The organism is Pseudomonas sp. 1L-C-7-B-C1 (assembly GCF_057291635.1).
This window is the reverse complement of the sequence record NZ_JBXAWH010000001.1, coordinates 527,396-549,315: the sequence shown is the minus strand read 5'-3', so window position 1 is coordinate 549,315 and position 21,920 is coordinate 527,396. Positions and strand designations below refer to the sequence as shown.

At 59.3% G+C, this 21,920-nt stretch carries 17 protein-coding genes and 1 pseudogene; 9 read left to right on the top strand and 9 right to left on the bottom strand.

Annotated elements, in window-relative coordinates:
- Positions 1 to 6 precede the first annotated feature (6 nt).
- The 7 genes from algG to yaaA all read right to left on the bottom strand — a co-directional run bounded on the left by algG (position 7) and on the right by yaaA (position 10,517).
- On the bottom strand, positions 7 to 1,641 hold the full coding sequence (gene algG / locus AC0Z8Z_RS02480) for a mannuronan 5-epimerase AlgG (RefSeq protein ID WP_485617714.1): 1,635 nt from the start codon (positions 1,639 to 1,641) through the stop codon (positions 7 to 9).
- A 27-nt stretch (positions 1,642 to 1,668) separates the two neighbouring features.
- Entirely contained in the window at positions 1,669 to 3,174 is a 1,506-nt protein-coding gene (locus tag AC0Z8Z_RS02475) for an alginate export family protein (protein WP_172609649.1), read from the bottom strand.
- The gene (gene algK, locus AC0Z8Z_RS02470) at positions 3,171 to 4,583 is read right to left on the bottom strand and encodes an alginate biosynthesis TPR repeat lipoprotein AlgK (protein WP_122535844.1); all 1,413 of its coding nucleotides are present in this window, start codon (positions 4,581 to 4,583) and stop codon (positions 3,171 to 3,173) included. The genes AC0Z8Z_RS02475 and algK overlap by 4 nt, the downstream gene beginning before the upstream one ends.
- Before the next feature lie 2 nt (positions 4,584 to 4,585).
- Entirely contained in the window at positions 4,586 to 5,758 is a 1,173-nt protein-coding gene (locus AC0Z8Z_RS02465; protein WP_172609647.1) for a PilZ domain-containing protein, read from the bottom strand.
- Between the two features lie 53 nt (positions 5,759 to 5,811).
- Complete coding sequence (gene alg8 / locus AC0Z8Z_RS02460; RefSeq protein ID WP_122535846.1) at positions 5,812 to 7,293, bottom strand: mannuronan synthase; 1,482 nt, start codon at positions 7,291 to 7,293, stop codon at positions 5,812 to 5,814.
- Between the two features lie 129 nt (positions 7,294 to 7,422).
- Positions 7,423 to 8,739 (bottom strand): nucleotide sugar dehydrogenase, encoded by a 1,317-nt coding sequence (locus AC0Z8Z_RS02455; protein WP_485617710.1) that lies wholly within the window; start codon positions 8,737 to 8,739, stop codon positions 7,423 to 7,425.
- A 998-nt stretch (positions 8,740 to 9,737) separates the two neighbouring features.
- Entirely contained in the window at positions 9,738 to 10,517 is a 780-nt protein-coding gene (yaaA, locus tag AC0Z8Z_RS02450; protein ID WP_485617709.1) for a peroxide stress protein YaaA, read from the bottom strand.
- Between the two features lie 183 nt (positions 10,518 to 10,700).
- On the opposite strand from yaaA, the gene AC0Z8Z_RS02445 reads away from it, so the two are divergent.
- From AC0Z8Z_RS02445 to moaE, 5 genes are all read left to right on the top strand, one after another.
- The gene (locus tag AC0Z8Z_RS02445) at positions 10,701 to 11,954 is read left to right on the top strand and encodes a polysaccharide deacetylase family protein (protein WP_485617828.1); all 1,254 of its coding nucleotides are present in this window, start codon (positions 10,701 to 10,703) and stop codon (positions 11,952 to 11,954) included.
- A gap of 315 nt (positions 11,955 to 12,269) precedes the next feature.
- Entirely contained in the window at positions 12,270 to 13,664 is a 1,395-nt protein-coding gene (locus AC0Z8Z_RS02440; protein WP_122535850.1) for a PhoH family protein, read from the top strand.
- A 148-nt stretch (positions 13,665 to 13,812) separates the two neighbouring features.
- Positions 13,813 to 14,298: a cyclic pyranopterin monophosphate synthase MoaC gene (gene moaC, locus AC0Z8Z_RS02435; RefSeq protein WP_485617707.1), complete on the top strand. Its 486-nt coding sequence runs from the start codon at positions 13,813 to 13,815 to the stop codon at positions 14,296 to 14,298.
- A gap of 2 nt (positions 14,299 to 14,300) precedes the next feature.
- The gene (locus AC0Z8Z_RS02430) at positions 14,301 to 14,546 is read left to right on the top strand and encodes a MoaD/ThiS family protein (RefSeq protein ID WP_206079301.1); all 246 of its coding nucleotides are present in this window, start codon (positions 14,301 to 14,303) and stop codon (positions 14,544 to 14,546) included.
- Position 14,547: 1 nt separating this feature from the next.
- Complete coding sequence (gene moaE / locus AC0Z8Z_RS02425; RefSeq protein WP_485617706.1) at positions 14,548 to 14,997, top strand: molybdopterin synthase catalytic subunit MoaE; 450 nt, start codon at positions 14,548 to 14,550, stop codon at positions 14,995 to 14,997.
- Positions 14,998 to 15,029: 32 nt separating this feature from the next.
- On the opposite strand, the pseudogene rhlB reads toward moaE, so the two are convergent.
- Together rhlB and AC0Z8Z_RS02415 are read right to left on the bottom strand one after the other, a co-directional pair.
- Positions 15,030 to 16,313, bottom strand: a pseudogene (rhlB, locus tag AC0Z8Z_RS02420) (ATP-dependent RNA helicase RhlB); the annotation flags it as partial.
- A 297-nt stretch (positions 16,314 to 16,610) separates the two neighbouring features.
- Entirely contained in the window at positions 16,611 to 17,267 is a 657-nt protein-coding gene (locus AC0Z8Z_RS02415) for an alpha/beta hydrolase (RefSeq protein ID WP_485617704.1), read from the bottom strand.
- Positions 17,268 to 17,757: 490 nt separating this feature from the next.
- Between AC0Z8Z_RS02415 and AC0Z8Z_RS02410 the strand changes: the two genes are divergently transcribed.
- The 4 genes from AC0Z8Z_RS02410 to AC0Z8Z_RS02395 all read left to right on the top strand — a co-directional run bounded on the left by AC0Z8Z_RS02410 (position 17,758) and on the right by AC0Z8Z_RS02395 (position 21,919).
- Positions 17,758 to 18,789, top strand: a complete 1,032-nt coding sequence (locus AC0Z8Z_RS02410) for an amino acid ABC transporter substrate-binding protein (protein WP_172609639.1) — start codon at positions 17,758 to 17,760, stop codon at positions 18,787 to 18,789.
- 65 nt (positions 18,790 to 18,854) lie between these two features.
- Positions 18,855 to 20,036 carry an amino acid ABC transporter permease gene (locus AC0Z8Z_RS02405; RefSeq protein WP_485617702.1) on the top strand — a complete coding sequence of 394 codons (1,182 nt, stop codon included), beginning with the start codon at positions 18,855 to 18,857 and terminating at the stop codon, positions 20,034 to 20,036.
- Positions 20,037 to 20,046: 10 nt separating this feature from the next.
- Entirely contained in the window at positions 20,047 to 21,144 is a 1,098-nt protein-coding gene (locus AC0Z8Z_RS02400; RefSeq protein ID WP_485617700.1) for an amino acid ABC transporter permease, read from the top strand.
- A gap of 10 nt (positions 21,145 to 21,154) precedes the next feature.
- Positions 21,155 to 21,919, top strand: coding sequence for an amino acid ABC transporter ATP-binding protein (locus AC0Z8Z_RS02395; protein WP_037014923.1), 765 nt, complete (start codon positions 21,155 to 21,157; stop codon positions 21,917 to 21,919).
- Position 21,920: the final 1 nt, after the last annotated feature.

Here is a 21,920-nt window from a genome sequence, read left to right as displayed (position 1 = left end):
TCTTCCTCAGTCCCGGAGTTGTTTCTGGCTTTCGACCGGGTCGATCAACACGGCTTTCTGTTGGCGCACCAGCAGATCGAGGATTTCGTCCTGACGTTCGCCCAGTACACCGTTGAAGCTGATCCCGCTGGATTTGGTCGGTGCAAGCATCGAGACCTTGTACAGCTCGACACTCAGAGGCGAGTCGATGGACAGGGGGCCTGAACCGTTGGAGGTCAGTTCGCCACCGACGAGGACCAGCGAGACTTCAGCATCGAACGGGTCGAGCTTGATGTCGCGGTCAGTGTCCGACAGGTCCTTGATGTGGCCGTAGACGCCCATCAACCCGTTACCGATGGCCAGGTTGTCGTACAGCTTGATGTTGGTGCTGTTGCGAACCCGGATGCCGTGACGCTTGTTGGCGAACACACGATTGCCCCACAGCAGGTTGTCGGCACTTTCATACAGGGTGATGCCGTCGGTGTGGTTGCGGTAAATCTCGTTGTATGCCACCAGATTGTTCACGCTGTTACGGTCAAGGACGATGCCGGACAGGTGGTTGTCGTAGGTTTTGTTGTTGATGATGAAGCTGTCGTTCACCTCACGGGAGACGATGATCCCGTGCTTCTTCTTGGTCCCGTACACCGTGTTTTCGGCAATGATCAGACCGTGGGAACGGTCATGGGGGTCGATGCCATAAATGATGTTGTCGTGGTAGGTGCTGCCCTTGACCACGAAGTCGCGGGTTTCATAGCAGTAGAAGCCGTACCACATGTCAGAGAATTCAGAATTCACGATCCAGCCGGTTGGCTCGGCGCGGTTCATCTGAGCCTTCATGTTCGGCGTGTACTGGGAAATACTGATGCCGTACGACTTGCTGTTGTTGTAACCCAGGCTCGCCACTTTGGTGTTGAACATGTAGGTCTGGGTGCCGCCCCAGGACAGCAGAAACGGACGGAATTCCTTCGGCGCTTTATACGTCGACGGGCCGTTGGCTTTTTCGCTCCAGCCGGTCAGCTTGGTGTCCGACATGAACAGCAGGTTGTCGTTGACCAGGAACGCACCGGCGTCCTGAGACAGGCGCAGCTCGGTGGTTTTCTTGTCGACTTCGAAGATGCCGTTTTTGCCGACGACGATCGGCAGACGTGCCAGGTAGACGCCCGGCGAGGTTTCGCTCAGGTACTGTTTAGGCACCTTTTTCGCGAGGTCCTGCAACGTCATGTAGCCGTCTTCGATGAAGATGGCCTGTGGGATGCCGTGCTGACGGGCTACCCATTCAGCCATCTTGTTGTCACCGCCGATGAATTCCTTCAGCGAGTCTTCCTGCATCATGCGTTTGATCGCAACCTTGCCCGGCTTGCTGCGCACGATCTTCTTCTGCATGGCCTGCTGGGTGTAACCCGAGAGGTCAGGCAGTTTTGGCTTGTCCATCAACAGCGGCTCGATGGGCGGGCTGGTGATGCTGTAGGTCTTTGCCTGATGCAGGCCTTTGACCACTTCAACCTTGTTGTCGGCCGGATGCGCCGCAGGAGCGGGAACCGGCAACGGGCTGTTGGCCATGACCGCCGTGCTGGCGAGCAGCAAGGCGCTGCTCAGCACAGCGCTTTCCAGCAGGGCATGCGGCCATGCCCGGTGACGCAATCTGCTTGCTTGACTGTTCATCTCATTGCACTCCTATCGCGGCTTGCATCAGAAGCGCCAGATGACGTCGACGATGGCGCGGTGCATGTAATCGTCTACACCGCTGTGATACGCATCGCCCGGTTTGAACACGCCTGCGCGCAGACGAATCAGCGCCGACGGTTCGTCGAACGACTGGCTTACGGCAGCCGGCAGCAGGCCTTGCTTGAAGTACTTGGTGACGACAAGGTCCATTTCCTGGCCCAGGTCCTTGCGACCGTCTTCCAGCGGCAATGAAGCAAAAGTACTGACGCCATCGGAGTCGACATTTTCCTGAGCAGGGTTCACGCCCGCGCCGCCGATACCCGAGTGGCCGTCAACGCGACGGAACTTGTGGTAGATCAGCGAGGCGTCGTATTCGTCCTGCATCTGCCAGGAGGCGAACAGCGAGCCGGACTCTACGTTGGCCATTTCGCCCTGGAACGCTTCGCCGAAGCGATGCACGCGCGAGCGGGTACCGGTCCAGTTGGAGCGGTTGCTTTCAAGCCCGTTCTGCTCGTAGTTCTTGCTGGCGCGGGAGTAGGCGCCGCCTACCTGCCACATCGGGTCCAGACGGAAACGCAAGCCCAGGTCGGTCGCCCAGCCGTTGACGTTTTGGTTGTTCTTGTCACCTGCCACGTACTGATCGCCAACAGGGTCGTAAGTGGTGCCGATGCGGTCACGATCGCCGGTCAGCCAGGTCAGGCTGCCCCAATAGTTGACGGTGTTCAGGTTGCGATAGTTGTACGCATCGCTATTGGCCTGCAGACCCAGCCAGGTCAGGTCGCCACGGGTGGTCTTGTCCAGATCATCGATGGCTTCGCCCTGACTTTTCAGGCTGCCGCCGTCATGACTGTGGTGAGCACGAATGCCTGCCCATTGTCCTGGCGTCCATTGGTACTCCACGTCGCCATAGAGGTGCGAGCGATCTTTGTCCTGCGCCGACAGTTCGGTCAGGTCGGTGCGGTATTCACTGAAACGCTGTGCGGCGCCCACTTCTGCCTTGAGCAGGGTGGTGTCGAAGGTCCAGTTCACCGCTTCAATGTTGACGTCGTGCCACTGGCCATCGTCATTACGCAGGCGCTGACGACCGACTTTGAGTATCTCGCCAGGGTAGGGCGTGAAACCGCTATAGCCGATCCAGAACTCACGCAGCGCAGCGTAACTGTCGTCAACCTTGCGGCTGTTTGAGGTGCTGCGCGAACGCTGAGCGCTCTGACCGTTTGAGTCAGTGACCTGCTGATCCAGCGGATCGGTCTGAATGGTGTCGGTCGCGGTGACGACCTGGCCCATCGCGTAACCGCTCCAGTTGCCCCACTCGCCATACGCCCACGGGCGCAGATCCAGACCGACACCGTTGACGTCGCCACCGCTGCGGGTGCCGAGGTCACGGTCGTCTTCCATCTGGCCCGTCGCTTTGACTTCGATGCCGAAATTCTGAGTGTCGGTCAGGGCCGCCAGTGTCGGCGTGGCCCAGATCAGGGAGAAGCCCAGACCGAATCCGGCCGCCATCAGAGGGTTCAACTTAAGCTTCATAGAGGTGCGTCCCCGCCGTCTTTTTCTTCTTGCAGTGTCTGCAAGGCCAACGCGTTTTGAGCGGTTGTGCCGCGGACCTGCTGTTCTCGCTGGAGAAGGCTCTGCGCCTGGGCGCGCTTCTCAGGCGGCAATTGTTCGTTCAGTTGTTGCGCCAGATCCGTCGCTTGCGGCGTGCCTTGAGCCAGTGCCAATTGGCCGAAGACCCATGCGTTGACCGGATCAGGCTTGATACCTTTGCCTTGCGAGAACAACTGCGCGAGGGCGAAGTCGGCGCTGTTCTGGCCACCGCGTGCGGAGGTCAGCAGCTGGTCAACAGCTTTTTGCGGGTCTGGATGGCCCAGATAACCCCGACGATAAAGCTGACCCAGGTAGTAATGCGCGGAGATTTGCGTCGCAGCCGCCTTGGTCAGGTGCTCTTCGGCTTTCTTCGCATCCGGCAAGACCAGCTTGCCTTCGTAATACAGTTTGCCCAGCAGCAGCTCGGCGCGCGGTTGATCCGCGGCACGGCCGTTGTCCAGGTATTCCATCATCTTGTTGACGTCACCCAGTTCGGGGAAGTCGTACAGCAATTGCGCCAGGCTGACCCACGAAGCGGGGTAACCGGGGGCAACTTTCTCCAGCAGCGATTGCGCGGTCTTTTCGTCCGGCTTGCCGAGGGTCGAATCCGCCAGCACGCGAGCGACGCTGTCGACCCGCATGGCAGGCACGCTGCCCATGGCGTAGCCGCTTTGCATCTGCTCGATCAGCGCAGCCTGTTTGTCGGCTTCGCCGCGCTTCTGGTAGACCGTCGCCAGCTCGGTGTAGCAAACGTCAGTGGTGCGCAGCGCTTGCTTGCAGATGCTTTCGACTTCACCCAGATGCTGGTCGTAGGTCCCTTGGGTGCGATACAGCAGCACCTGGGCCAGACCCGCTTCCGGATAACCGCCAGCGCGCCATTCGTTGATCTTCTGCTGCGCGTTCACGTTCGGGAACGTGTGCGGGTATTGCAGATAGAGCATCGCCAGGGGAATCAGCGTGCCGGCTTCGCCATTGGCGAAGGCCTTCTTCAACAGACCCTCGGCTTCACGTTGCTCGGCTTCGGTGGAGTTCGGCTTGACCGCCAGCAACTTGCCCAGGCGCGATTGCGCCCGGGGCGAAGTGGCTGCTGCAGCGCGATACGTCGCCTCGGCCTGCTTGATCAGCTCCGGATCACGGGTACCCACCTGGATATCCGCGAGGCCGACCTGTGCATCGCTATAGCCCAGGTCCGCCAGTTGCCGATAGTTTTGCTCCGCCATCGCGGTGTCGCCGCGTTTCAGGGCTTCGTTTGCCAGGCGCTGATCGGGCAGGCCGGCACAGCCGCCCAAACCGATAGCGATCGCCAGGCTCAACAATGTAGGGGCTGACAAGCTTCGTAGTGGGCTAGCCATGTTTAGAAACCTGCCGCCGTGGCTTTATCGATCAGCCAGTTCAGCGACGGGCCACGAGTGCTCACCACTTCAACCGGGCGACCGGCCAGGTTGCTGTTGATGGCTTCGTCAGGCTGGATCTGAACGCGGATGTCGGAAGACAGGTCAGCAGGGCTCAGGGCCGTGGCGCTGACGATCTTGCCGCTGTGGTCGCCGTCTTCGCCAGCGACCTGGAAGGTCACGCGAGCGCCCGGCTGTACATCGGCGAACTGACGGTAGGTGAAGCGAGCATCGACATTGGCGGCGACGTTACGCGGGACCATCTGGAAGATCACTTGACCTTTGCTTGCGTACTGACCGTCGGCGACCAGTTGCTTGGCCACGACGCAATCGCACGGGCTGGTCATGGTGCCGGCCAGTTGACGACCGAACAGCTCTTCGATTTTGGCCGGCTGCATTTCGTCCGGGTCCAGGTTGCCTTTCAACATGTCCAGCATGCTGGTGTTGAACGTGGCCAGAGGAGCACCTTTAGCGACGTTGCCGTTCGGAGCGACCAGGCTGGTCACGGTGCCTTCGCGGGGCATGGTCACATCCAGGCTCGGCACGCTGACCAGGCCAGACGTGGAGTGGCTGACGAAATACATGCCGTAGACCGATTTTGCGACGAAGCCGAAAGCAATCAAACCGACGGCGAAGATACCGACGCTGAAGGTCACGGCGCGCAGACGACCGAAAGCGCTCAGGCCGCTGCCGCTGTCCTTGGATTTGCGTGCCTTGGTGAAGTTGTCGCGCTGCAGGGTCGCAAGCACTTCACCCATGCTGATGAGATCGCCCGACAGGTGCGACGTGATCAGGTGACGCAGGGTCGAGATGTCCTGGGTTTCCAGATTCTGGAACTGGCAGCCGACACGGCCGGTGCTCGAATCGATCGTGCGGACCTGCAGGGCAACGTCCATTGCCAGACCGAGGTTATCGATCAGGAACTGCAGGCGACCCTTGATGACCTCACCGACGCTTGGGCGCAGGTTGGCAGGAGCAACAAAGCTCAGACCGCCTGCAGAAAGGTCTTCGACACGCACCAGCGGAGCGTTCGGCTGACCATTGAGCAGTCGCAGTTTGGCCGGGATCTTGACCCGTGCGTGCTGACGCTGGGCTTCGGATTCATGTACGACATTGGCATTCACGGCTGTATTCATGGTGGTAATTCCTGATTAATCGAGTTGATCCATTGTTTCGGTCAGAGGCCCGGTCAGACCATTGTCAGCAGCACGGCAACGAAGATGCTGCCAGCCGAGAAAGTCATGGTCCGCGACGACCAGGTGTTGAACCAACCCTGGAAGCTGGCCATGTCGCGGCTCAGTTTTGTGTCCTGGCGGGTCCAGGACTGTCGGTCCAGACGGAAGAAGACGTAGATCTTCATCAGTGCGCCGACGATCTGGTTGTAATAGAGAATCATCGGATAGGCAGGACCGATCTTGTGTCCGCTGCAAGACAGCAGGAGCGTCAGGATCAGGCGGGTGATGCCGATCCACAGCAGGTATGCCAGCAGGTATTCGATACCGAATTTCAGGCTCGCGAGCATGGCGACGGTCAGGCCGAGGATCGACGTCCACATCGACACGCGCTGATCGAACAGCACGATGCTGGTGAAGACGCCGAGACGACCAACGCCAAGACCCAACGCGCGGGAGTTCTGCCGAAGGTTGTTGCCGTACCAGCGGTACATGAGCTTGCGGCTGGCCTTCAGGAAGCTTTTTTCCGGCGGGTGCTCAACCGTGTTGATCGCGGCATCCGGCACGTAGAACGTGTCGTAGCCCAGGCGCATCAGGCTGAACCAGCTGGATTTGTCGTCACCGGTCAGAAACTTGAAGCGACCCAGACGCCAGTGCTGCAGCGAGTCGCTTTCCACGTCGGCGATGAAGGCCGGGTCCGTCACCACGGTGGCGCGGAACACCGACATACGGCCGGTCATGGTCAGCACGCGCTTGGACAGCGCCATCGAGCACATGTTGATGTGGCGCTGAGCGAAACGCAGCTTGTGCCACTCGCTCATGATGTAGCCGCCACGTACTTCACAGAACTCGTTGGTGGTCAGGCCGCCGACGTTGCCGAACAGCTGGAACCACGGCACGGTTTTCTGCACCACGCCCTCAGCCAGAACGGTGTCGCCGTCGATCACCGCAACCACGGCGCGGTCGTCCGGCATGTGGCGGGAGATGGCACGGAAACCGAACGCCAGACCGTCACGTTTGCCGGTACCGGCGATGCGCACGAAGTCGAGCTTGACGTGCTCCGGCGGGTTGTACTTGGCCCACAGTGCCTTGACCAGCAGCTCGTCGGACATTTCCACCAGGGAGCACACGATGGTGGTCGGGAAGCCGCAGTTGATGGCTTCGCGGATCACCGAGCTGTACACCTGAGCGGTGGTCAGCGCATCGATACGAAAGCTGGTGACCATCAGGAACACGTGGGACGGATCGGCTGCCTTGCCCAGCTTGCGCACTTTACGGCGCAGGTGCGGGTAGACGATGTACAGGAAGATCATGCCGCGCACGAAGTGCGTTGCGCCCATCGAGTAGCGCCAGATGCCGACGATACCTATCAGGAAAATGAAATCTTTGGAATGCGAGTCAAACAGCGATGCAGGCAGCGCCATGGCAATGGCAGCCAGCAAAGTTAGATAAAACAGCCAACCTGCGGCCTGGAGGAAGCCGTGCTTCAGCCTTTGCATAGTGTGTATCCCTAAGTCAGTTGCAACCTCAAGCCGCAAGCTTCAAACCTCCCGTCGCAGGCGCTGACGCCCGGGACGGGAGGAATGAAGCCTGAAACTTGCAGCTCGTGGCTTGCAGCTCGCTGTGTGTTACCAGCAGATACCTTCGATTTGACCGTTTTCGGTGGTGGTGCCTTTCATGAAGCCCACCAGGTCAATGACACGCTTGCCGGCTGGCGCGTTGTTGGCGAGTGCACGGAAGCGCTCGTCGCGGTTACCCAGGATGATCACGTCGGAGTTGTTGATGACCGCGTCGAAGTCCGAGTTCAGCAGGGACGAAACGTGCGGGATCTTGGACTCGATGTAGTCTTTGTTGGCGCCGTGAACGCGAGCGTATTCGACGTTGCTGTCGAAGATGCTCAGGTCGTAGCCCTTGCCGATCAGCATTTCTGCCAGCTCGACCAGTGGGCTTTCGCGCAGGTCATCGGTGCCGGCCTTGAAGCTCAGACCCAGCAGGGCCACTTTGCGAGTGTCGCTGGCAGCGACGATGTCGAAAGCGTTCTGAACCTGGGAAACGTTGCTGCGCATCAGGGAGTTGAGCAGGGGAGCTTCAACGTCCAGGGTGCTGGCGCGGTAGGTCAGGGCGCGGACGTCCTTCGGCAGGCAGGAACCGCCGAAAGCGAAGCCTGGGCGCATGTAGTACTGCGACAGGTTCAGAGCCTTGTCCTGGCAGACCACGTCCATCACTTCACGGCCGTCGACACCGACTGCCTTGGCGATGTTGCCGATTTCGTTGGCGAAGGTGACCTTGGTCGCGTGCCATACGTTGCAGGTGTACTTGATCATCTCGGCAACGGCGATGTCCTTGCGGATGATCGGTGCGTCGAGTTCTTCGTACAGGGACTGCAGAACGTCACCGGACGCTGTGTCGAATTCGCCGATAACGGTCATCGGAGGATGGTCGTAGTCAGCGATCGCGGTGCTTTCACGCAGGAATTCAGGGTTGACCGCTACGCCGAAGTCGACGCCGGCTTTCTTGCCCGAGCAGTCTTCGAGGATAGGGATAACAACGTTTGCGACGGTGCCCGGCAGAACGGTGCTGCGCACGACGATGGTGTGACGGGTGCTCTTGTCACGCAGTACGAAGCCGATTTCGCGGCAGACCGACTCAATGAAGTCCAGCTCCAGATCGCCGTTCTTCTTGCTTGGCGTGCCGACGCAGATCATCGACAGGTCAGTGTCGCGAATGGCTTCGGAGAAATCGGTGGTGCCGCGCAGCTTGCCGGTCTTGATGCCGGTTTCCAGCAACTCGCCCAGACCTGGCTCAACGATTGGCGACTTGCCTTTGTTGATCAGGTCGATCTTGGCGGCGGAGATGTCCACGCCAACAACATCATGACCACGCGCCGAGAGGCAGCCTGCGCAGACTGCACCGACATAGCCCAAACCAAAGATGCTGATACGCATAGTAATCTCCTCGATGTTTACGCCATTAGTTGGCCGAATATAAAAACTGTCTTACAACTTTCGCGCACTCGTACGCACGGCAAATGAATGTCGCGTGACAAGCACAGGCAGAATTAAGGGGTGAGTTACCTATATGAAAGGCAAACCCGAATGTTACAGATCAAAAGTGTCGAGTGGCCCATACATATTTATATAGGTTCCCGATCTGGGATGTGGCAGGCACTCCAGCGGATGGTTTGCGCGTCATGCTCAGGCGGTCAAGGATAAGGCTTTTGGCCGTATCCTGATGAATCAGCCCCGATTCACGACTGCGGGCACCCGAATGGTGCTAGCTCAATTCACTTCAACTAGTTTGGTGCGTGACTCCTTGTACGTACCACTTGACCCACCGGTCTAACTTCGTTGAGAAGCAACTTCCAGATCTGTCCATGTGCCATGTAAGAGATGTCCTACATGGGGGACGAGAATTGTTACGGGATGTAGGAGCGTGGGCATTCCCCATAAGTTCCGGGCCGCTCGTCCTCTTTTTGAGATTTTTCGTAACACTGAGCGGTTTCGGGCAGGTTCCGACGTGCTGGCGATCATGGTCCGAGCCTTAGTTTGCAGGGCTTTCGTCGGTATGAAGCTGGGAGTGACTAGCGTTCAATCAGCGGGGCGAAAATCTGCAAAAAAAGTTGTTAAATTTTTGAGAAAAAAAGAACGCGTTAGATTTTGACTTTTAGTTGGCGCCAATTAGTCGGCAGCACTACCGTTCGTCCGCGCAAACTGTAGGTTATGAACTAAGTTAGTGTGGGAATTTGCGAAAGACGTCACTGTTTTTCTTTGCTTCCGGTTGGATGGATGGACGCATTCGAATGATGGGATCACGGCATGCATACTAAAATGGTGACACTTGTGTCTTGGGAAGTGCACCGAAGTAGGGATTGAATTCCGTCGCGTCGCCCGTCATGAAGTGGAGACGGGCGACGCTGACGGGCGAACGTTCGGGGCGGTGCCGCTCAGGCGTCTTGCTCATCCCGCAGGAAAATAAGCTTGTCCGGAGAGGACTGCTCTTTGCTGTAGCGATAGCCGTGGGCATCGAACTGCGTCAGGTCTTTGGGCTTGCTGATGCGCTCGGAAATCACGAAGCGAGCCATCATGCCCCGGGCTTTCTTGGCGTAGAAGCTGATGATCTTGTACTGACCGTTTTTCTGGTCGCGGAACTCGGTTTCAATGACGCGGGCATTGAGTGCCGGACGCTTGACCGCTGAAAAGTATTCGTTCGACGCCAGGTTGAGCAGCACGTCGTCGCCTTGTTCTTTTAGCGCCTCGTTGAGCCATTCGCTGATGCGGTCGCCCCAGAATGCGTAAAGATCCTTGCCCCTTGCGTTCGCCAGCTTTGTACCCATTTCCAGACGATACGGTTGCATCAGGTCCAGAGGACGCAGCAATCCATAGAGCCCTGACAACATACGCAGGTGCTTCTGGGCGTAAGTGAGATCAGCTGCGCTCAGGGTGTCGGCGTCGAGACCGGTGTACACGTCGCCCTTGAAGGCCAGCAGTGCCTGTTTGGCGTTTTCAGGCGTAAACGCCGGATTCCAGCTGCCGAAGCGGGCGGCGTTCAAGCCGGAGAGCTTGTCGGACAGGTGCATCAGCTCACCGATCTGTGCTGGCGTCAGGTCACGCAATTGGCTGATGAGCTCCTGGGAGTGATCCAGAAATTGAGGCTGGGTGTAGCGTTTGGTGGTGGGCGGCGTGTCGAAGTCGAGGGTTTTGGCTGGGGAAATCACCATCAGCATGGGCAGGGCTCCTTTGATCGTCGGGCGATTCTAGGGGTTGCGTGCGTATCACTCCAGCTATGGTGTCGATAGGCGCCATCCTACGGAAGCGGTGCCGGAATCCGGCATTCTGGTCTGAGGCAAATCCGCTATAGTGCCTCGCCGGTTTTCGGCCTCGTTATCAAGGATTGGGAGCACGTCGTGTTGCGCATGCTGGTATTGATTGGAGCCTGTTTATTGGGGCTCAACGCACAGGCGGCCACGGGCGAAATTGCGACGCTGGACCGCGCAGTCTGGCCGGAGGCACTGGAAACGCCGCAGCTGTTCGACGTCGCTTCGCGCGCGCAAATTCTCAGCTTCGCCCATCAGCTGCTGGAGAGCGAAAACCTCAGCGACGCCCAGCTGAGTGCGCGCCTGGGTCTGCGCCAGATCAACCTGCCGACGGTGAACCTGATCCGCACACGCTTATGGACGCGCCTGTTCGAGAACTGGACATTCGCTGAAAAAACCTGCGGAGCCGACGCGTCCTTCTGTGTACTGGTTGATGACGTGCCGATGCTGCGCCAGCGCGCCGCCGAGTACAAAGTGGCCGATGATTCCTTCTATGCGCAGTGGGCAGCGCCGGCCGATGCCTTCAACCAGCGTTATCTCAACGAACTGTTGCGCATGGCCGCCTTGTTCCCGCAGACCAGCAGCGAGATCGAGCGCTACAACTCCGACGAGCTCAGCGGCGAGGAAATGCCGGACCGGACCTTCCTGCTCAATTTCGAGAGTGGTCCGACCGTCGCCGATGGCGCCACCGACTGGCTGGCTGATTTCATGCGCCAGCAGAAAATCACCGCGACCTTCTTTGTTCTGGGCAAAAGCCTGCAGAGTCGTCTGGACAGCACCTCGGCTCAGGCGCTGCAAAACGTCTACCGGCAGCAATGCGTCGGCTTGCAAGGCTGGGAGTTCAGGTCCCATGCCCACTGGCGCGACTGGCAAGACTCCATCGAGCGTACGGCCGCGCTGGTTCAGCAGGTGCTGCCGGACAATTTCGTGCCGCTGTTTCGCCCGCCTTACGGCCATCGTCGTGCCGACAGCGCGCCGTTCTTCCGGGATCAGCAGCTGCGTGTTTCGCTGTGGAACATCGATTCCCAGGACAGCACCGGACGCATCAGCGCCGAGCAGGCTGCCAATCGGGTGCTAACGCTGATGCTGTTGTGGCGGCGCGGGAACGTGGTGTTCCATGACAGCACGGACAAGGCGCAGCAGGCGGTGCCGTGGCTGATGGCCAATACCGCGCAAAGCGGCGTGATGTGGGAAGACTGCCATATCTATCCGCAGCAGTTGGCCGACGAAGTAGATGGGCCGGATGAGGAGGATGACACGCCAGACGATGACGCCGCAGAAGAGCCTGTCGAGCAGCCGGGTGCAGCGGTTGAGCAGGCAGTGCCGCCAGTGAAAGAAGGGGAATGACGAGGGGTGGAGGTGGGAAATTTCTGAGGATTTGTCCCGGACTGGACTTCCGACTTTAAACGCGGCTGACCCATCCGCCAAGGCCTAATGTGCCCCTTGAGAAATAAACCTCAAAAAGCGCCGAAACGCGTTTTTATGTCATCGGTTTTGCGGTATTACGACAACAGACCGCCGAACCCTGCAACACAGGTGGCGTCATCCCAGACCCCACTTTGCGCAATTTTCTCCTGCCTCAAGGGGAAAGCCTCGGCGGCCTTTTCGTGGCGCAGCATCGCTGTGTGGTGCGTCACTTGGCTACTACAAAGGTGAGCGAGTATGGATGACCACGGACGCACCCCTTCCTCTAACCAGCCAATCCTCTACGTGCTCGATACCAACGTATTGATCCATGATCCAAACGCGCTTCTGAATTTCGAAGAACATCACGTTGCACTTCCCATGACCGTCCTGGAAGAACTGGACAAGCTCAAGGCGGGCAAGCACTCGGTGGCTGCTGAATGTCGGCAGGCGATCCGGTTGATTGACAAGACACTCGGCGAAGCGACCCCGGAGGAGGTCGAAAAAGGCGTACCGATCGATCGCGGTACAGGCGTTTTCAAGGGTTATCTGTCCATCCTCATGAACAAGCGGCAAGAGCCCAACCGGGTCCTGCCTGACAACCTCAATGACAACATCATCATCAATCAGCTGATCGATCTGCATGCGCGGAAAAAGGACACGCGCATCGTACTGGTCACCAAAGACATCAACATGCGCCTCAAGGCGCGGGCCTGCGGCATCGAGGCCGAGGATTACAGCACCGACCAACTGGTTGACGACGTGTCGATGCTGTCCCGCGGTTATCACAACATGACCGGCTCTTTCTGGGACCGGGTGAGCAAAGTCGATACCCGTCAGGATCACGGCCGTACCTGGCACAAAGTGCAGATGATCGAGCAGATTCCGTCTGTGCACATCAACGAGTTCATCATTGATGAGCAAGGCTTCGTCGGTTGGGTCAAAGGCGTCAAGCCTGACGAGCTGCTGTTGCTGGACATGCATCAAGAGCCGCTGCTGCACCAGGAAGCGTGGGGGCTGAAACCGCGCGACATTTATCAAGGGCTGGCGCTGTTCGCGCTGCTCGATCCGGATATTCATCTGGTCAACCTGTCCGGCGCTGCAGGTTCGGGCAAAACCATTCTCGCCTTGGCCGCGGCCATCGAGCAGACCATGGTCAGCAAGCGCTACCGCCGCATCATTGCCACCCGAAGCGTGCAGGGGCTCGACCAGGAGATTGGCTTTCTGCCCGGGACCGAAGCGGAAAAGATGGAGCCATGGCTTGGCGCGATCACCGACAACCTCGAAGCGTTGCACATGGATGACGAAAACACCCATGGCAGTGTCGATTACATCCTCAGCAAGGTGCCGCTGCAGTTTAAATCCCTCAACTACATTCGCGGTCGAAGCTTCCAGCAGAGCCTGATCCTGATCGATGAATGCCAGAACCTCACGCCGCACCAGATGAAAACCATCATTACCCGCGCAGGCGCTGGTTCCAAGGTGGTCTGCCTGGGTAACCTGGCGCAGATCGACACGCCTTATCTGTCGGCCACCAGCTCGGGGCTGACTTACCTGACGGAGCGTTTCAAGGACTTCCCCAACGGCGTGCACATCAGTCTGCAAGGTGTTCCACGTTCGATCCTGGCCGAATATGCGGAGAGCCATTTGTAACGTGGCAGCAGCTTCAAGCCTCTAGCCTCAAGCTGCAAGCCGACGTCCGCTCAGGGTCGTTAGCTTGTAGCTTGCAGCTTGCAGCTTGCAGCTTGTGGCTTCTAGCCCTAACTCCCTACAATCCCCGCTCCTGTTCAGGAGTCATCCCGTGCTCACTCATCTCGATTCCCAAGGTCGCGCCCACATGGTCGACGTCACTGAAAAAGACGTGACGTTCCGTGAAGCCGTGGCCGAAGCGCGCGTGCGCATGCTGCCCGAAACCCTGCAAATGATTGTCGAGGGCGGTCATCCCAAAGGCGACGTGTTCGCCGTCGCGCGCATCGCCGGCATTCAGGCCGCGAAAAAAACCAGCGATCTGATTCCCCTTTGCCATCCGCTGATGCTCACCGGCGTAAAGGTCGAACTCACCGCCGAAAGCCCTGACACCGTGCACATCGTCGCCCGCTGCAAGCTCTCCGGCCAGACCGGGGTGGAAATGGAGGCGTTGACCGCCGCCAGCATCGCGGCCTTGACCATCTACGACATGTGCAAGGCGGTGGACCGCGGCATGACCATCGAACACGTCCGGTTGCTTGAAAAGCTCGGTGGCAAAAGCGGACATTTCATCGCTGATGAGCAGGTGAGCGCCCAATGACCATTCACGTACACGTCCAATATTTCGCGCGTTTTCGCGAAACCCTCGGCACCGAGAGCGAGAACCTCGAAGGCGCATTCGCCACCGTCGACGCGGTGCGCCAGCATCTGCTTGAGCGTGGCGGTGTGTGGGAGGTGCTGAGCGAGAAAGGCATCATGTGTGCCCGCAACCAAGAGCTGTGCTCGCTGGACACGGCTGTCGAGCCGGGCGATGAAGTGGCGTTCTTCCCGACCGTCACCGGAGGCTGATATGAGCGTGCGAGTGCAACCCGATGCGTTCGATCCGGGGGCTGAAGTCAACGCCATGCACGACGCCAACGTCGGCGTGGGTGCGGTGGTCAGCTTTGTCGGCTACGTGCGGGACTTCAACGATGGACGTGACGTGGCGGGGATGTTCCTTGAACACTATCCCGGCATGACTGAGAAAGCGCTGTTCAAGATCGTTGATGAAGCGCAGCAGCGCTGGCCCTTACTCAAGCTGGAAGTGATTCATCGGGTGGGCGAGTTGGCGCCGGGTGAGCCTATCGTGTTCGTCGCGGCCGCCAGCGCCCATCGCCAGGCCGCGTTCGAGGCCTGCGATTTCGTCATGGACTACCTGAAAACCCGCGCGCCGTTCTGGAAGAAGGAAAACACTTCAGAAGGGCCGCGCTGGGTTGAGGGGCGCGACAGCGATCACAAGGCTGCGGATCGCTGGAAATAGGCCGAGGGCTCAGCCTTCATGGCAGCGTGGCGTCATTCCGCCGCAGGAATCGCCCGCTGCACACGCACCACCGGCCGCAGCAACACGGTTGGCGGCGTTTCGCAGCTGATCTTGCGACCCAGCTTCTCTTCAATCGACGGCAACTGATACGAGTCGTCTTCACCGGCGAAGCTGATGGACACGCCATCAGCGCCTGCACGACCGGTCCGGCCGATGCGGTGCACGTAGTCGTCCGGTACTTCCGGCAGGGTGAAGTTGATCACGTGGCTGATGCCTTCGATGTGGATTCCGCGACCCGCCACGTCAGTGGCCACCAGCACGCGAATCTTGCCTTCGCGAAAGCCTTCGAGCGTCTTGATGCGCTTGTGCTGCGGCACGTCGCCTGACAACTGCGCGGCATTGATGCCGTCGCGCACGAGGCGTTCTTCGATGCGTCGCACTTCATCCTTGCGGTTGGCGAACACCATCACCCGCTCCCAACCGTGATCATTGATCAGGTTGAACAGCAACTTGTACTTGTCGGCGCCAGCGACGGCATAGATGTGCTGCTCGACCGTGTCACTGGCGACGTTCAGCGATTCGATCTCGACGATTGCAGGGTCCGTCGTCCACTGCTTGGCCAGGTTCATCACGTCGTCGGTAAAGGTGGCGGAGAACAACAGCGTCTGGCGCTCGCCCTTGTGCGGGGTCTGGCGAATGATCGAGCGGACCTGGGGAATGAAGCCCATGTCGAGCATGCGGTCGGCTTCGTCCAGCACCATGACTTCGACCATGTCCAGGTGCACTTCGCCGCGCTGGGCGAAGTCCAGCAGACGACCTGGCGTGGCGACCAGGATGTCGCAGTGGCGGGCTTCGAGGTGCTTGAGCTGCTTGTCGAAATCCATGCCGCCGACGAACGTCATTACGTTGAGGTCGGTGTACTTGGTCAGCGCCTCGGCGTCCTTGGCGATCTGCACCACCAGCTCACGGGTCGGCGCAATGATCAGCGCGCGGGGCTCACCCATGTAGCGCTCCTTCGGCGGAGGCGTCTGGGTCAACTGGGTAATGATGGAAATCAGGAAAGCGGCGGTCTTGCCAGTGCCGGTCTGGGCGCGGCCGATGGCATCGCGGCCTTTGAGGGTGTAACCCAGAACGCCGGCCTGGATAGGCGTGCAGTACGGGAAGCCCAGGTCCTGGATGGCGTGCATCAATTCAGGGGCGAGGGGGAAATCGTGGAAGCGGGTTTTGCCTTCCTGGGGTTCGACGACGAAGTCTTCGGGTTTCCAGGGAATAACGACAGGCTTGGGTGCACGTTCGCGGCGCGGGCGTTCCGCCCTGGTGGGCGAAGTGACGGGCGGTGCAGTGGCTGCCGAATGCTCTGGCATTGGCACGTGCACTTCTGCTGCTGACGGTTCCCGCGGGACGCTTTCGGTCTGGCGCTGGGGGACGGGAAGGGGAGCAGCAGGCGCGAGCGGCTCAGCCTCGCTTTTTCCGAACATCTTCTTAAGTGCTTTGAGCACGGTCATCTCATCGATTGATTTAGGAATGTACGCCGGGGAGTGTAAAGCAAGAACCCGGCGCGGCGTAGTGTCCTAGCAAATCCACAGCGTAATTGGAAGGATCAAATGAGTGGACTAGCGAAGCTTATCCGCGAGCCAGACACCTATGTCGGAAATTTCCTGCGGTAACACTTCGTGCTCCATTGGGTATTCCTGCCATGTCACGGTGACGCCTTGGGCCTTCAGATGCTCGTAAGCCGCTCGCCCCATGGCATGCAACACCACCGGGTCATTGCTGCCGTGCAAGCAATAGGCCGGGATGCGTTGCTGGCTGGCGGACAGGCCCATTTCGTCGCTGAATGTCGGTGCGTAAGTGGACAGCGCGAGCACGCCACCGAGGGGGCCTTCCCAACGCAGGAAGGCAGTGTGCAACACCACGGCGCCGCCCTGGGAAAACCCCGCGAGGAAGATTCGCGCCGGGTCGATGCCGCCGTCGCGTTGTTGTTCGATCAGCTTGATGACGTCTTGCGCCGAGCCTTCCAGCTGGTCGCTGTCGATGGCGCGGGCCGGGCTCATGGCCTTGATGTCATACCAACTGGGCATTGCGTAGCCACCGTTGATGGTGACGGCACGGGTCGGGGCCTGGGGCAGGATGAACCGCGTGGTCTTCAGCGCCTTCTGCAGCATCTCGGCGATCGGCAGAAAATCATAGCGGTCAGCGCCCAGGCCGTGCAGCCAGATTACGCAGGCATCGACTGCCAATTCCGGCTCGATGATCAACGGTTCAGTCATGTGTGCTCCATTAGTGTGCGACGCCTCTGGCGCAGCGCTTTAAGGCGGTGCGTCGGGTCGTGTGCGGATGTAGGAAAGATGTCGCAAGGTTACAAGTTTTGATCTTGACCTGTCGCTAATTCGACATTGCCAGCATGGTGGTACGGGCTTTGCTACACAACCCGCGGAGTGAAGGCGCTCACCCCGTGCGGTAACACTAATAGGCTATCAAGCAGACAGCCGAGTGTTGCGTCAGGGGCAGCAAGGAATCATCGAGCAGGATTCCCGGCACGATTCGCTTTGAACCTCGGGGTTCAAGGACATCATGGGGCTTCAGTCTGCAGGACTCGCAACAGGCCGAACACGGGATGACCAGATGCCTGGCGCCGGTGGCGGTAAACGGGTTCAACGTCGCATGACCCAAAAACAAGCCAGCACGGGTCATGAATGCCTCACAAGGGTGCGACGGGGCTAAGGCTCCTACACAACAAAGAGCAAACTGGAGGTTTGAATGAAGATGTTGAAATCCACCCTGGCTGTAGTGGCCGCTGCTGCAGCGCTCGGCCTGACCGGGTTCGCTCAAGCGGGTGCCAAGCTGGACGCCATTCAGAAGAAGGGCTTTATTCAGTGCGGCGTCAGTGACGGTCTGCCAGGTTTCTCGGTTCCGGACGCAAGCGGCAAGATCCAGGGCATCGACGCCGACTTCTGCCGCGCTGTTGCTGCCGCGGTGTTTGGCGACGCGACCAAGGTCAAGTTCAGCCAGCTGAACGCCAAAGAGCGCTTCACCGCGCTGCAGTCCGGCGAAATCGACATCCTGTCGCGTAACACCACCTGGACCAGCTCCCGTGATGCGAGCATGGGTCTGGTCTTCCCGGGCTTCGTCACTTATTACGACGGCGTCGGCTTCCTGGCCAACAGCAAGCTGGGCGTGAAAAGTGCCAAGGAACTGGACGGCGCGACCATCTGTATTCAAGCCGGTACCACCACTGAGCTGAACGTGTCGGACTACTTCCGCGCCAACAACCTCAAGTACACCCCGATCACGTTCGACACCTCCGACGAAAGCGCCAAATCGCTGGAATCCGGTCGTTGCGACGTACTGACTTCCGACAAATCCCAGCTGTACGCACAGCGCTCCAAGCTGGCCTCGCCGAAGGATTACGTCGTTCTGCCTGAAACCATTTCCAAAGAACCGCTGGGCCCTGTTGTCGCCCGTGGCGATGAAGATTGGACCACCGTTGTTCGCTGGGTGGGCTACGCCTTGCTGAACGCGGAAGAAGCTGGCGTGACGTCGAAAAACGTTGAAGCCGAAGCCAAGTCCACCAAGAACCCTGACGTGGCCCGCTTGCTGGGTGCCGACGGCGATTACGGTCCGCAGCTCAAGCTGAAGAAAGACTGGGTCGTGCAGATCGTCAAGCAAGTCGGTAACTACGGCGAAATCTTCGAGAAGAACCTGGGCGCAGCCACTCCTCTGGAGATCGCTCGCGGTCAGAACGCTCTGTGGAACGCTGGCGGCATTCAATACGCACCACCTGTGCGTTGATTGACCTGCGCCCGGCTGCGTGAATTGCAGCCGGGCGCTTTGTTGCATTTCTTCCGGGGCACTCCATGCAAAATCAAATCAGCGCACCCAAGCAGAGGCTCAGCCTCAGCGATCCTAAAGTGCGTGCGTGGCTATTTCAGATAATTACGGTTGTCGCCGTAGTCGCGATGGGTTGGTATCTGTTCGATAACACCCAGACCAACCTGCAACACCGGGGTATCACCTCAGGTTTCGGTTTCCTCGAAAACAGTGCCGGCTTCGGCATCGCGCAGCACCTGATTCCGTTCACGGAGTCGGACACCTACGCGCGGGTTTTCCTGATCGGTTTGCTCAACACGCTGCTGGTGACATTCATCGGCGTGGTCCTTGCGACCCTGCTGGGCTTCATCGTCGGCGTCGCGCGTCTGTCCAACAACTGGATCATCAACAAGCTGGCGACGGTTTACGTTGAAGTCTTCCGTAACATTCCGCCGCTGCTGCAGATCCTGTTCTGGTATTTCGCGGTGTTCCTGACCCTGCCAGGGCCGCGGGCCGCCCATGGCTTTCTCGGCTCATTCTTTGTCAGCAGCCGTGGCCTGAACATGCCGGCAGCGATTGCCACCGATGCGGCATGGCCGTTCGTGATCAGCATGGTGCTGGCCATTGTTGCCATCGTGTTCATGACGCGTTGGGCGAACAAGCGCTTCGAAGCCACGGGCGTACCGTTCCACAAGTTCTGGGCAGGCCTTGCGCTGTTCATCGTGATCCCGGCGCTCTGCGCGCTGATCTTCGGTGCACCGGTGCATTGGGAGGTCCCTGAACTGAAAGGCTTCAACTTTGTCGGCGGCTGGGTACTGATCCCTGAACTGCTGGCGCTGACGTTGGCCCTGACGGTTTATACGGCGGCGTTTATCGCCGAGATCGTACGCTCGGGCATCAAGTCGGTGAGTCACGGCCAGACCGAAGCGGCACGTTCGCTGGGCCTGCGTCCAGGGCCGACGCTGCGTAAGGTCATCATTCCCCAGGCGCTGCGGGTGATCATCCCGCCATTGACCAGCCAATACTTGAACCTGGCGAAGAACTCGTCGCTGGCCGCCGGTATCGGTTACCCGGAAATGGTTTCGCTGTTCGCCGGTACCGTGCTCAACCAGACCGGCCAGGCCATCGAAGTCATTGCCATCACCATGAGCGTGTACCTGGCGATCAGTATCAGCATTTCCCTGCTGATGAACTGGTACAACAAGCGCATTGCGCTGATCGAGCGGTGAGGAAACGCGCATGACATCCCATACTTTCAAACCCGACATGCCACCGCCGAGCAAAGTCTTCGGCCCCGTGGCATGGATGCGCCAGAACCTGTTCTCGAGCTGGATCAACACGCTGTTGACCCTGTTCGCGGTCTACCTGATCTGGCTGGTTGTTCCACCGTTGCTGAGTTGGGCCATCTTCGATGCCAACTGGGTCGGCACCACGCGCGAAGACTGCACAAAGGCGGGCGCCTGCTGGGTGTTCATTGAACAGCGCTTCGGCCAGTTCATGTACGGCTATTACCCGCAGGCGCTGCGCTGGCGGGTTGATCTGACCGTCTGGCTGGCGATCATCGGCGTTGCGCCGCTGTTTATCAAAGTGATGCCGCGCAAGGCGATCTACGGCCTGTCGTTCCTGTTCATCTACCCGATCGTCGCCTACTTCCTGCTGCATGGCGGCGTATTCGGCCTGGACCAGGTCGCCACCAATCAGTGGGGCGGCTTGATGCTGACCCTGGTGATCGCCACGGTGGGTATCGCCGGCGCATTGCCGCTGGGCGTGGTGCTGGCACTGGGACGTCGCTCCGAGATGCCGGCCATTCGCGTCTTATGCGTGACGTTCATCGAGTTCTGGCGGGGCGTTCCTTTGATCACGGTGCTGTTCATGTCGTCGGTGATGCTGCCGCTGTTCCTGCCTGAAGGCATGAACTTCGACAAATTGCTGCGTGCCCTGATCGGCGTGATCCTGTTCCAGTCGGCGTACGTGGCCGAGGTGGTTCGAGGCGGCATGCAGGCCATTCCCAAGGGTCAGTACGAAGCGGCTGCGGCCATGGGCCTCGGCTACTGGCGCCGCATGGGCCTGGTCATTCTCCCGCAGGCCTTGAAGATGGTCATTCCGGGTCTGGTCAACACCGTGATCGCGTTGTTCAAGGACACCAGCCTTGTGATCATCATCGGCCTGTTCGATCTCCTCAACAGCGTTAAACAAGCTGCCGCCGACCCCAAGTGGCTCGGCATGGCGACCGAGGGTTACGTGTTCGCGGCCCTGGTGTTCTGGATCTTCTGTTTCGGCATGTCCCGCTACTCCATGCATTTGGAGCGTAAGTTGGACACAGGCCACAAGCGTTAGGAGTTTTGTGATGAGTGAAGCTATCAGTAAGCCTCTGGGCGCCGAAGGCATGATCCGGATGGAAGGCGTACACAAGTGGTACGGCCAGTTCCACGTGTTGAAAGACATCAACCTGAACGTGCGTCAGGGCGAGCGCATTGTGTTGTGCGGCCCGTCGGGTTCGGGCAAGTCGACGACCATCCGTTGCCTCAACCGTCTGGAGGAGCACCAGCAGGGTCGCATCGTGGTCGATGGCACCGAGCTGACTTCGGACCTGAAGCAGATCGAGACGATTCGTCGCGAAGTCGGCATGGTGTTTCAGCACTTCAACCTGTTCCCGCACCTGACCATCCTGCAGAACTGCACGCTGGCGCCGATGTGGGTGCGCAAGATGCCCAAGCGCAAGGCCGAAGAAATCGCCATGCATTATTTGGAGCGCGTGCGTATTCCCGAGCAGGCGCATAAATATCCGGGCCAGCTCTCCGGCGGTCAGCAACAGCGTGTGGCGATTGCCCGCGCGCTGTGCATGAAGCCGAAGATCATGCTGTTCGACGAGCCGACCTCGGCCCTCGATCCGGAAATGGTGAAAGAGGTGCTCGACACCATGGTCGGCCTGGCGGAAGAGGGCATGACCATGCTCTGCGTGACTCACGAAATGGGTTTCGCCCGGACCGTCGCCAACCGCGTGATCTTCATGGACAAAGGCGAGATCGTCGAACAAGCCGCGCCGAACGACTTCTTCGATAATCCGCAAAGCGACCGTACACGGCTGTTCCTCAGCCAGATCCTGCACTGAG